Raw genomic sequence first — 12382 nt, forward strand, 5'->3', positions numbered from 1 at the left:
ATTCCACTGTTAATTAAAGTATAATTTTGCGATCTCTATTTCTTTTGTACGGTTTTTGACAAAGCGCGCATCATACACGTGATGGTTGTTTTTCGAGTGCTGTCGTTAACTATTTGTTAACCCTGTTGTCCGACCCTCCTGCCTTGGCCACGTCTCCAGACAACCCTATTGGCAAGGAGCAGAGCATGACGCTTGTGACGCTGCCCGGACGGATTTTCCAGACCGCCCATCATACACTCGTCCTGATGCAGGAGGATGTTACCCGCCACGCCATCTGCGTCGTCAACGACGGTCTGATCGGCGACGTGCGCTCCAAGCTCGGACTGATCGAGACGATCGCCAGCCGCAAGCTCGACCACGGCGAAGTCGCCTTCGACGGCCGGGTCTGGATCACGCCCTCCGACCTGCCGCATCCCACCGCACAATAGCGCTTTCAGGCGCGCAAGGGCTTGCCAGGTCCCGGGCGAGTTAGGCCATGGCGATGACCTGGTTCAGCGCTGCGGCTATATCCCTCTCGTCATAGGGCTTTCGCAGAAGTCCGGCGTTGGCGGGCGAGCCGTCCGGCTTGCGGTTCTCGCCCGTGGCGAAGATCACGGCGAGGCCGGGCTTGAGGACGACCGCCTGGCGCGCCAGTTCTCCGCCATCGATGTCGGGAAGTCCGATATCGGTGATCAGCACGTCGATTGCCGACGACGTCAGTTCCGCCAGCGCTTCCCGGCCGTTGCCGGCCTCGATGACGTCATGACCGATTTCGGCCAGCATCTCGGCGGTATTGGAGCGGATCAGGAAGTCGTCTTCGACCAGCAATATGCTCAGCCGTTCGGCGGTGCCTTCGGTTTGCGAAGTGATGCCTGCCGCCGACGTTTCGGGTTTTGGCGCCGTCGCCTGCTCGATCTGCTTCTGGTTGGAGATCACATGGCGGATGCGGCGGGCAAGCGCTTCCCGCGTGTAGGGCTTTGAGAGAAGTTCGACGCCGGCATCGAGGATGCCGCCATGGACGATGGAGTTCTCGGTGTAGCCGGATGTGAACAGCACCGCGAGGTTGGGCAGCCGCTCCTTGGCGCGGCGTGCCATCTCGCGGCTCTTCAGAGGGCCGGGCATGACGACATCGGTAAAGATCACGTCGATCGGGATGCCGCTTTCGACCACGTTGAGGCCGGCCATGGCATCCTTGGCGGCCAGAACCCGGTAGCCGAGATCCGTCAGCGTCTCGATCACCGTGGTGCGGACTTCCTCGTCATCCTCGACCACGAGTATGGTTTCGTTGCCGCCGACCACGGGTCCCGTCTGCACCGCCACTTCGCGGTCCTCATCGGCCGCGGAGCGGGGCAGGTAGACCTTCACCGTCGTTCCCTGGCCGATCTCGCTGTAGATCTTCACATGCCCGCCGGACTGCTTGACGAAGCCATAGACCATCGACAGGCCAAGGCCGGTGCCCTTGCCCTCCGGCTTGGTCGAGAAGAACGGCTCGAACACCTTTTCCATGATGTCGGGTGTCATGCCGGAACCGGTATCGGTAACGGCAAGCAGGACATACTGGCCCGGCGACACTTCCGCATGGGTGCGGGCGTAATCCTGGTCGAGGAAGGCATTGCCCACCTCGATCGTCAGCTTGCCGGAGCCGGCCATTGCATCGCGGGCATTGATCGCGAGGTTCAGCAGCGCGTTCTCGATCTGGGTCGGGTCGGCATAGGTATTCCACAATCCGCCGCTGGCGATCACCTCGACTTCTACCGCCTCGCCGAGCGACCGGCGTAGAAGGTCGTCCATGCCGGCGATGAAGCGACCGATATTGATGACGCGCGGTTCCAGCGCCTGGCGGCGACCGAAGGCGAGCAGCTGGCTGGCGAGCTTGGCGCCGCGGTTGACGCCGGCCAGCGCATTGCCGACGCGTCGCTCCGCCTGCTCGTTGCCGGCGATATCCTTGGCGAGAAGCTGCAGGTTGCCCGCGACGACCTGCAGCAGGTTGTTGAAGTCATGGGCGACGCCGCCGGTCAGCTGGCCGATCGATTCCATTTTCTGGGCCTGTTGCAGCGCCCGTTCCGCCTGGTGGCGCTCGGCCATCTCGGCCTCGACACGGGCTTCCAGGCTCTCGTTCAGCTGTCGCAGTTGTTCCTCTGCACGCAGGCGATGGCGGATCTGGCGCTCCAGGTCGCTTGCATGTTCCTGCAGGCTCGCTTCCGCCTCGCGCTGCACGGTGATATCGGTATGGACGCCGACCCATTCTTCGATGTCACCATCGGCATTGATGATCGGCACGCCGCGGATGGCGAAGGTGCGATAGACGCCGTCGTGGCGGCGCACCCGGTGTTCCCAGATATAGGTGTCCTTCGACGCGACAGCGGCCTGCCAGCTGGCGACGGAGCTGGCACGGTCGTCGGGATGCACGGCATTCGCCCAGCCGTAATTCTGGTATTCCTCGGCATTCTGGCCGGTCAGCGCGGCCCAGCCCGGCTGGTCGCCGATCATCCGGCCATCCGGCGTATTGGTCCACAATACGCCGTGGATGGCGTTGACTGCGGCCCTGAATCGCTCGTTGCTGCGAAGAAGCGCGATCTCGGAGCGCTTGCGATCCTCGATATCGATGATCAGCACATAGATGCCGTCGATCTCGCCTTTTGCGGTATGGCGCGGCAGGTAGCGGACTTCCGCCATGCGGTCGATGCCATCAGGTTTGCGGATCACGGTGTCGGTGATGACGCGCTCGCCTGCCATGGCCCGGTCGAGCATCGGCTTGCGGGCGCCGTAATAATCCTGGCCGATCACCTCCAGCGCATGCCTGCCGACGACCTCTGCGGCCGAGAGGCCGAACCATTCGGAATAGCCTTCATTGGCGAAGCGATAGAAATGATCACGGTCGAGAAAGCCGACCAGGATCGGCAGGGCGTTGGTCAGCCGGCTCAGTTCCTCACGGCTCTGCGCCAGTTCACCGACGGCCTTCACCTTCTCGGTATTCTCGAGCACGGTGCAGAGCACGCCGTTGACCTTGCCGCTCTCGTCATAGATCGGCGTGTAGAAGAGATCGAAGACGACGTCTTCGGGCGCGCCGTGGCGGTGCAGGGTCATCACTTGGTCGCGGAAGGACTGCACCTCGCCGCGGAAGCCGGCCTGCAGGATCTTGCTGTTCCAGTCCCAGATTTCCGGCCAGATGCCGGGTACGGTATCGCCGAGTGCGCGGGGATGGTAGTTGCCGGCGATCTCGATATAGCCGTCATTATAGATCATCACATGGTCGTCGCCCCACATCAGCACCTGCGGAATGGGCGAATTGACGATGGAATTGACCTTGATTCTCAGGTTTTGCGGCCATGCCTCGATCGGCCCGAGCGAGGTCTTCGACCAATCGAACTGCCGCACGAGCTCGCCTGCCTCGCCTCCGCCAATCGGCCAATGGGCGGATACGACCTGATGGTTCATGAAGTCCCCAAACGCATGAGAATGCAATAAGCCGCGCTTATATGGATCAAAGGCGCCTTTTTCCAAGGGGTTTCAAGTGTAAAATCTAGGGAGGTTGGCTCGCGGGTCCTCATGGATCTGCTCCGGAGTGTTTGGTGGACGAAGGACGGAGTCCGCCCTTGGCGATCTTTGGCATTTTCAAGTTCGGGCTTAATCCGAAGTCGGCCGGGGCGCTGAAAGCTGCCTCGTAAGTTTAAGTTTAAAGTGACACCTCTCAGCGCCCCGTTCGGCAGTTTCTATCCGTGAACTCCGGTTGCTCTGCGATGGACGGGACAGTGGGCACGGGGGCGTGTCTCATTATCGAGTGTCATGCACGCCCTTTTACGGAACCCGACCCGGGCCATGACGACCTTGGGCCACGTCATCCACCTGCGCCATGTTTGCCGAATGTCCGAAGACATCCGCGAACGCCCCATGGCGCCGTCCCGCCACCCTTTGTGCCTCACAGGCACGCCCGACGCTCCATCAGGGAAGTGATGCGGGATGTCGGTCCGACTTTCATCCCGCGCCTCCCGGTCGTCGGAGGGCAACCATTTTCTCAACGGACCCCGATGATGACGGTTCACGTCGTCCCTTCACCACCGATGCCGGCCCCGCCTCGCCGGAACGCCTTCCGGTGTATCCGCGACGGGACGAGGGAGTGTAGGCATGAGGCGAGAGGGTGGGGATGAAGATTGTCGTAAGGGATTGTTTTTGCTCAAATGGGGCGCCGGAACGTCCCCGGGGTTGCGGCTGTTTCAGCAGGCATGAGGATCGTGATGGCCAGCAGCCAGTCTTCCGTCTCCCCGTAGACGGGCTGGCCGCGCCGCCTCCGTCCTTCTGAAATGGCGAGCGTGTCTACGCCGTTCGGCTGATGACCATAGCGTGTAAGCCCACGGACTGATTTGCCGGATCGACTGCAAGGGCGTAGACTATGAGCATCTCATCATGTGCCCGGGGAGGAGTCCATGCGTGAGCCTGACATGCAGAAACTTGATGAACTCGTGGGGCGGCTGGTCAATGACGTCGGCGCCGCCATGTCCGGTGCGCTGGTCGTGCTCGGAGACCAGGTGGGTCTCTACAGGGCGATGGCCGATGGCGTGCCGCGCACCGTCGCAGAGCTATCCGCCAGAACGGATGTCCGGGAGCGCTATCTTCAGGAATGGCTGAGCGCCCAGGCGGCCGCGGGCTATGTCACCTTCGACGACGGAAACCAGACATTCAGCCTGACACCGGAACAGGCGATGATCTTTGCCGACGAAAACAGCCCCGCCTATTTCGTCGGCGCCTTCGACATCGTGCAGTCCATGTGGATGGACGAGCCGAAGGTGGCGGACGCGTTTCGCAGCGGCAAGGGCGTCGGCTGGCATGAGCACAGCACCTGCCTGTTTCGCGGCACCGAACGTTTCTTCCGCACCGGCTACAACGCCCATCTGGTCAACGAGTGGATACCGTCGCTTGCCGGTGTCAGCGAGAGATTGGAGCAGGGCGGCCATGTTGCCGATGTCGGTTGCGGCCACGGTGCCTCGACGATCCTGATGGCCAAGGCCTTTCCCGCCGCGCGCTTTACCGGCTTCGATTATCACGGGCCGTCGATCGATCGGGCGAAGGTGGCGGCCGAGGAGGCGGGCGTTTCCGACCGGGTGACATTCCGCCAGAGCGCGGCGTCCGACTATTCGGCCAGCGATGCCAATGGCGGCTATGATCTCGTCACCATGTTCGATTGCCTGCATGACATGGGCGACCCGGTGGGGGCCGCGCGGCATGTGCGCGACACGCTGGCCGAGGGCGGTACGTGGATGATCGTCGAGCCTTTCGCCCATGACCGGCTGAAAGACAATCTGAACCCCGTGGGCCGCGTTTATTACGGCGCCTCGACGATGATCTGCACCCCGGCCTCGCTGTCGCAGGATGTGGGCCTTGGGCTTGGCGCCCAGGCCGGCGAGATGAAATTGCGCAAGGTCGCCATGGATGCGGGCTTCCAGCATTTCCGCCGGGCGACGGAAACGCCGTTCAACATGGTCTTCGAGGCGCGGTCGGCGCGCGTGCAGGCTCATTGAAGAAGGGCTCATTGAAGAAGCGGGGTTATTCCCGGCGAGCCATGCGCGCAGGCGGCACGAGGCAAGGCGGACCGGGAGCGGCGGCGGCAGTCCATAAGGGTTGCCGCCGCTGGAAGAGCCAAGAAGCTCGAGGAAAAGCGGAGCGAGGTGCAGCATGGCAAGCGGATCGTTGAAGGCGCTGTTGGCGGTTCTGGCCGTCGCCGGCTACCAGAACCGGGACAAGATCGGCGAATTTATCAAACGGGCGACAGAGGGCGGCATGCCGCAGCCGAATGGCGGCGGTGGACAGGCTGCGTCTCCCGGCGCGCCTTTCCCAGGCCAGGCATCTCCCGGTCAGCCTTCTGCGGGCCAATCTGCATCCGGTTCGGCCATGCCTGGCCTGGATGATATCCTCGGTGGCCTGACGGGTGGTGTCGGTGGCTCGGGCGGTGGTGGTCTCGGCGGGCTCGGCAGCATTCTCGGGGGACTGGGTGCCAGCGGCGGCCTCGGCTCCATCCTCAACGGCGGCCTGACCGATCTCGTCGACCAGTTCCGCCAGGCAGGGCAGGGGCAGAAGGCAGACAGCTGGGTGAATACCGGAAGCAACGAGCCGATCGAGGACAGCGATCTGCAGCAGGCGCTCGGTCCGGATGTGCTGCGCGAAGTGGCCGAAAAGACCGGCCTGTCGGAAGAGGAAGTGCTGCAGCGGCTGGCGAAGAGCCTGCCGGATGCCGTCGACGGGCTGACGCCGGACGGCATGATCCCGCCGGAGCGCCGAGCCCTCTAGCGCCGGAATCTTGTCCGGGCCGCCGCGGCGTCCTTATTGCCGTCGGGCCTGCTCCGCCGATGGACGGGTCAGGAAGGCGATCGCCATCTCCGCGCGGAGCTGGAAACCAAGCGTCTCATAGAGCGCGATCGCATGCGTGTTCGATGCATAGGCATGCAGGTAGACCGTGTCGCCGCGCGCCGAAATTTCTCCCGCGACATACCGGAAAAGCAGCTTGCCGAGTCCGCGGCCCTGGAAATCGGGATGGGTGCAGAGCCCGCTCAACTCGGCAAAGCCCGGCTGGCGCATGCGCTGGCCGGCCATGGCGACGAGCCGTCCATCGACCTTGACGCCCCAGAAGGTGCCGAGCATCTGCGCTCTCAGCGTGAAAGGGCCGGGCTTGGTGAGCAGTGCCAGTTCCAGCATGTCGGCCGCATCCGCTTCCGTCAGCGGTTCGATCCGGCTGTCGCTGATCCGCTCATAGGGCTGCTGGGCGACCATCTGCACGCCCTTGCTCTCGACGGCGACGGTCAATTCCGCGGGAATGGTAAGAGGGCCCGCTTCGAAGATGGCCAGGGTCTCACCCTCGGCCAGAAGGTTCGACAGTGCCGTGAGGCTTTTCGGCCGTGCATCGATGGCAGCGGCGAAGGGGACGATCGACGGCGGATAGCGTAGGGCCTGACTATTGCCTTCGGCGAGATTGGCGTGGACGCTGGTCAGGGCGCTCCAGGCCGGGCGGTCGAGAATGTGGCTCATGACGTCTGCTTCCTGATGGCGGGCTCTTCGCGCCCCGATGATGGCTCTGTTTTGCTGCCGCGCCGGACGAGCGGCACCTCCGCAAGTGCCGCCTCGATAGCTGCCAGCTGGTCGAGGAGGGGCCCGGAAAGGCCATCGCAGACCTCGGCGACCGCCTGAGCGATGCGCGGCCAGACGGCGCGTTTCGAATGATCGATGAACTCCTGCCCCGCCGCCGTCAGCGAGGCGAGCTTGCGGCGCTGGTCCTCGGCGGTGGGTTTTAGATCGACATAGCCGAGCTGCACCAGCTGGGACACCGACCGGGTAATGCCCGGCTGGCTGATCCCGACCGCCTGGGCAAGGTCACCGATGGTAAGCGGCCCGAGGCGATCCATCGCTGCCATAACCGGAAAATGCGCCGTCTGGATCGACAGCCCGGCTTCCTCGATGATCTGCTGCGTATCCGCCTGCAGCCTCTCGCCAATGCGCCGCAACCGGGTGCCGAGGGTGAGATAGCCGAATGATTTGACGACGTCTTCGACCAAGATCGCGCTCCAAGGCTCTACATAAGAAGTTATATAACATGTTATGTAATTTTGGTCAAAACAGTTTGCATTTCAAATGTAGCGGGAGGTTGCAGCCATGAACGAGATCGGTCCGGAGATCTCGCCCATGCTTCAAGGGGCTTGTATGCGCCTGAGGGCGGACCGTCAGTGAATGTGCCAATCGCCCCGGGACTACAGTGAGAACCGCTACTTGAAGAAAGTATCCAGCTTCGTTGCCAGCGCTGCTGGCTGTTCAAGTGGAACGAGGTGAGCGCAGTCCGGAATGGCATCTTCCTGCAGTGCTGCTGAGATGGGGCGGAGTTGGCCCGCCAGCGCATCGCCCACCACCCCTCCGGCAATCGCGAGGATGGGCAGGTCTGGAATGCCGGCGGCAACGATTGCATCGATCTGGCGGGCATTTTCCGCAAAGGCCCGATAATGCGCAAAGCCGCTTCGCATGGCGTCCGGCGAAGCATAGGCGTTGACGAAAGCATCCCGGAAAGATGCGTCCACGCCGCGCCGGTCTTTGGTTCCGGCCTTCAGGAACCAGTCGATATAGGCTGCCTCATTGCCCTGCAGGACGGTTTCGGCGAGATCGGGTGTTCCGTGGAAGCCGAACCACCATGGCGGTCCCTTGCTGAGAAAACCTTCCGCTCCCGGCAGCGCTCCGACCAGCCCTTCCATAACGGCAAGCTTGCTCACACGGCCGGGATGACGCATCGCGAACATCCATGAAATGGCCGTTCCGAGGTCTATGCCGACGACGCCTGCGGTTTCGATGTCGAGCGCATCAAGCACGGCCACTGCATCGTCCGCCAGCGTATGGAGGTCATAACCGGATTTTGCCCTCTCGCTGGCGCCGAGCCCGCGCAGATCCGGCGCGATGACGGTGTATTGCGATTGCAGTCGTTCCATGACCGGCCTCCAGATCTCCCAGGTATGCGGCCAGCCATGGAAGAAGAGGACCGGCGGACCCGAGCCTGCCGACGCCACGCTGACGCGGGTGCCATTGGCCTCGATGTCGCGGAGGGTGAAATTGCCGGGCGTATCGGACATGAAATGACTTCCTTGCTTGATTGTCAGGCAAGGACTTGCCATTTCGACCAGATAGTTTCAAGAAGATACCAATATGTCACCTGGATACCCGGAGATAACTGTCCATGGATTTGCGCGGACCCTTCTCGGCGACCTGCCCCACGCGGGAATTGCTGGATCAACTGGCGGACAAGTGGTCGATGCTGGTCATGATGGCGGTGTCTGGCGGGCCCATCCGGTTCAACGCGCTGAAGCGCACAGTCGAGGGCATCAGCCAGAAAGTGCTGACCCAGACGGTGCGCAGGCTCGAATATAATGGCTTCCTGACCAGGACGGTCTACCCGACCGTGCCCGTCACCGTCGAATACAACATCACGCCGCTCGGTGCATCACTGGTCGAGCTGATCGAGCCGCTGCGGGAATGGGCGATCGCCAATATCGCCGAGGTGCAGCGGGCGCGGGAAGCCGGGAATAACCGCGTCTGATGGCCGCCCGGCCCGCGGCATCATACTCGGCTCTTCAGGGCACATCAGTGCACAACAAAAAAGGCGCCGGAGGCGCCTTTCTCTGGACGTCGAGGTCTGCCCCTCAATCGTCCTTCATCTTCAGCGCCGCGATAAACGCTTCCTGGGGGATATCCACCTTGCCGAACTGGCGCATGCGCTTCTTGCCTTCCTTCTGCTTGTCCAGAAGTTTGCGCTTGCGGGTGGCGTCGCCGCCGTAGCACTTGGCGGTCACGTCCTTGCGCATGGCCGAGATCGTTTCGCGGGCAATCACGTTGCCGCCGATTGCCGCCTGGATCGGGATCTTGAACATGTGCCGCGGGATCAGGTCCTTGAGCTTCTCGCACATGTCGCGGCCGCGCTTTTCGGCAGCCGAGCGGTGCACCAGCATCGACAGCGCGTCGACCGGCTCGCCGTTCACCATGATCGACATCTTCACGAGGTTGCCCTCCTGATAGCCGTGCAGGTGATAGTCGAACGAGGCATAGCCCTTGGAGATCGATTTCAGGCGGTCGTAGAAATCGAACACGACTTCGTTGAGCGGCAGCTCATAGGTGAGCATGGCGCGCTTGCCGACATAGGTGAGTTCGGTCTGGATGCCGCGGCGGTCCTGGCAGAGTTTCAGGATGCCGCCAAGATAATCGTCCGGCGTCAGGATCGTCGCCTTGATCCACGGCTCCTCGATCGAGGCGATCTTGACCACGTCCGGCATGTCGGCCGGATTGTGCAGCTCCTTCATCGAGCCGTCGGTCATGTGGAGATGATAGACGACGGACGGAGCGGTCGCGATGAGGTCGAGGTTGAACTCGCGCTCGAGACGCTCCTGGATGATTTCGAGATGCAAGAGGCCGAGGAAGCCGCAACGGAAGCCGAAGCCGAGTGCGGCGGACGATTCCATTTCGAACGAGAAGGACGCGTCGTTGAGGCGAAGCTTGCCCATCGCCGCGCGCAGGTCTTCGAAATCGGCCGCATCGACCGGGAAGAGGCCGCAGAAGACGACTGGCTGGGCCGGCTTGAAGCCCGGCAGCGCCTTCGCCGTCGGCTTCTTGTCCTCGGTGATCGTATCGCCGACGCGGGTGTCGGCCACTTCCTTGATCGAGCCGGTGAAGAAGCCGATCTCGCCCGGGCCGAGTGAATCCACCGCCAGCATTTTCGGGGTCAGGACGCCGACGCGTTCGACCTGGTATTTGGCGTCCGTGCCCATCATGCGGATGGTCTGGCCCTTGGTCAGCACGCCATCGAGAATGCGCACCAGAACCATGACGCCGAGATAGGTGTCGTACCAGCTGTCGACCAGCAGGGCCTTGAGCGGCCCCTTGTCGCCGGCCTCGCTCTTGGGCGCCGGCAGCTGGTGGACGATGGCTTCGAGGACATCGGGAATGCCGAGGCCGGTCTTGGCCGAGATCAGCACGGCCTGGGACGCGTCGATGCCGATCACTTCCTCGATCTGGTCCTTGATGCGGTCGGGTTCGGCCGCCGGCAGGTCGATCTTGTTGAGGACCGTGACGATCTCGTGGTTGTTGTCGATCGCCTGGTAGACGTTGGCGAGCGTCTGGGCTTCCACGCCCTGGGAGGCGTCGACGACGAGCAGCGAGCCTTCGCAGGCCGACAGCGATCGAGAGACTTCATAGGCGAAGTCGACATGGCCGGGCGTGTCGATGAGGTTGAGAATATAGGTCTCGCCATTGTTCGCCTTGTAATGCAGGCGAACTGTCTGGGCCTTGATGGTGATGCCGCGCTCGCGCTCGATATCCATCGAGTCCAGCACCTGTTCCGACATGTCGCGTTCGGCAAGGCCGCCGGTCGTCTGGATCAGACGGTCGGCCAGCGTCGACTTGCCGTGGTCGATATGGGCCACGATCGAGAAGTTGCGGATATGGTCAAGCGGGGTGCGGGAATTGGTGCTCATGGCTCGCGCATATAGCAGTGCGAATCCCTGCCGCAAAGGGGAAAGATAACCCTTTGTTGACGATGGCGTCCGGCACTCAGCTGTTGCGTGCTTCCGCCTCAGCCTCCGTTTGTGCCTGAGCCTCTGCCTGGGCTTGCGCCTCCGCCTGTGCCTGGGCGGCACCCGGTTCGGTCAGGATGGCGGCATTCGGCAGCTGCGCGCTGCGCACCTCGTGGCTTTCGCGATCCCCTTCCGGCGCCGGCCCGCGTTCCGTCAGGCGCTGCAGAATGAAGGCGGCATAGGCGATCGCCACCAGAATGGCGGCGACGATGAAGGTGCGGTCGCCGAGCACCGGCGTCAGCATGGTGACCGCCAGCGGCACGATGGTCGCCGCCGTGGACCAGGCGACGAGCAGGGTGGAGGACAAGGGCACGAAATCGCCGGGATCGGCGCGGTCATTGGCATGCGCATTGCCGACCGAATAGACCGTCTCCACCGCGCCGCCGAAGATCAGGAAGACGATCATCAGCAGATAGAGATGCGAGAACGAGGAGAGAAAGGCACCGCAGCCGGCAATGACGATCAATATGCAGGTGATCAGAAGCACATAGCGGCGGTCCATCCGGTCCGACAGGATGCCGAGCGGATATTGCACGAAGAGCAGGCCGGTCTGCATGACGAACATCAGCATAGCCACATCGGTCTGCGACACGCCGTTGGTCGAGGCGTAGATCGGCACATAGCCCTGGACCACCATCGACAGGCCGCCGGAGGCCAGAACGCCGACGAGGCCGACCGGCGAGATCTTCCAGGCCATCGGGATGTCGACATTGACGCGCGCCGGCGCCGGCGGGTTCGGCAGGCGGGTGAGCCCGATCGGCAGGATGGCGATGGCGGTGAAGAAGACGACTGCGAGCGGCGCCAGATTGCCGTCGGTCGGGATCTGGCCGAACAGCCAGGCGCCGCAGCCGAGGCCGAGAACATAGGCCATGTAGAAGAAGGACATGGCCTTGCCGCGCCATTCGTTCGACGCGGCATGGTTGAGCCAGCTCTGGGCGATGATGAAATTGACGTTGGCGGCGGCACCATAGATGCCGCGGGCGAAGATCCAGGCATAGGCGGGCAGGTCTGCGGCGATCAGCACGGCGGCGATGATGACCATGGCCATCGAGCAGGAAAACAGGCGCGCATGGCCGACGCGCTTGATCAGCGGGCCGCCGACGACGCAGCCGACCAACCCGCCGAAGGCGACGGCGGTCACGGCCGCACCCGCCGCCCAGGACGTGTCCGTGCGGGTCAGCATGAAGGGCACATAGGCGAACATGATGCCGCTGCCGATCGCGGCGATCGTCATGGAAATGACGATGCTGGCAATCGACAGGGGCGAAACTCTGACCTGGGCCTGACCCGTCATGAAAAATCTCCGGAAGACCGCT

Annotated in this window: 10 protein-coding genes; 4 read left to right on the forward strand and 6 right to left on the reverse strand. The window is 62.9% G+C overall.

Annotated features, from left to right (window positions below):
• The first annotated feature begins 185 nt into the window (after positions 1–185).
• Positions 186–428, forward strand: a complete 243-nt coding sequence (locus tag BM216_RS05085) for a hypothetical protein (RefSeq protein ID WP_092995962.1) — start codon at positions 186–188, stop codon at positions 426–428.
• 40 nt (positions 429–468) lie between these two features.
• Here the strand turns inward: BM216_RS05085 and BM216_RS05090 are convergent, their stop codons facing one another.
• Entirely contained in the window at positions 469–3417 is a 2949-nt protein-coding gene (locus BM216_RS05090; protein ID WP_092996955.1) for a hybrid sensor histidine kinase/response regulator, read from the reverse strand.
• A gap of 986 nt (positions 3418–4403) precedes the next feature.
• Between BM216_RS05090 and BM216_RS05095 the strand changes: the two genes are divergently transcribed.
• Both BM216_RS05095 and BM216_RS05100 read left to right on the forward strand, forming a co-directional pair.
• Positions 4404–5495, forward strand: coding sequence for a class I SAM-dependent methyltransferase (locus BM216_RS05095; protein ID WP_092995965.1), 1092 nt, complete (start codon positions 4404–4406; stop codon positions 5493–5495).
• Between the two features lie 154 nt (positions 5496–5649).
• Positions 5650–6261, forward strand: a complete 612-nt coding sequence (locus BM216_RS05100; RefSeq protein WP_092995968.1) for a YidB family protein — start codon at positions 5650–5652, stop codon at positions 6259–6261.
• Between the two features lie 33 nt (positions 6262–6294).
• Here BM216_RS05100 and BM216_RS05105 read toward each other — a convergent pair whose 3' ends face one another.
• From BM216_RS05105 to BM216_RS05115, 3 genes are all read right to left on the reverse strand, one after another.
• Positions 6295–6996 carry a GNAT family N-acetyltransferase gene (locus BM216_RS05105; RefSeq protein WP_092995971.1) on the reverse strand — a complete coding sequence of 234 codons (702 nt, stop codon included), beginning with the start codon at positions 6994–6996 and terminating at the stop codon, positions 6295–6297.
• Entirely contained in the window at positions 6993–7520 is a 528-nt protein-coding gene (locus BM216_RS05110) for a MarR family winged helix-turn-helix transcriptional regulator (RefSeq protein ID WP_092995974.1), read from the reverse strand. The genes BM216_RS05105 and BM216_RS05110 overlap by 4 nt, the downstream gene beginning before the upstream one ends.
• 207 nt (positions 7521–7727) lie before the next feature.
• Positions 7728–8576, reverse strand: a complete 849-nt coding sequence (locus BM216_RS05115; protein WP_092995977.1) for an alpha/beta fold hydrolase — start codon at positions 8574–8576, stop codon at positions 7728–7730.
• Between the two features lie 104 nt (positions 8577–8680).
• Here BM216_RS05115 and BM216_RS05120 point away from each other — a divergent pair, with 104 nt between their 5' ends.
• A complete protein-coding gene (locus BM216_RS05120) occupies positions 8681–9040 on the forward strand; it encodes a winged helix-turn-helix transcriptional regulator (protein WP_092995980.1) in 360 nt (119 codons plus the stop codon).
• Positions 9041–9143: 103 nt separating this feature from the next.
• Here the strand turns inward: BM216_RS05120 and lepA are convergent, their stop codons facing one another.
• Entirely contained in the window at positions 9144–10967 is a 1824-nt protein-coding gene (gene lepA / locus BM216_RS05125) for a translation elongation factor 4 (protein WP_092995983.1), read from the reverse strand.
• Between the two features lie 76 nt (positions 10968–11043).
• Positions 11044–12360 (reverse strand): MFS transporter, encoded by a 1317-nt coding sequence (locus BM216_RS05130; protein WP_092995986.1) that lies wholly within the window; start codon positions 12358–12360, stop codon positions 11044–11046.
• Between the last annotated feature and the right edge of the window lie 22 nt (positions 12361–12382).

It is taken from the genome of Rhizobium sp. NFR07 (assembly GCF_900111905.1).
Classification (GTDB): Bacteria; Pseudomonadota; Alphaproteobacteria; order Rhizobiales; family Rhizobiaceae; genus Neorhizobium.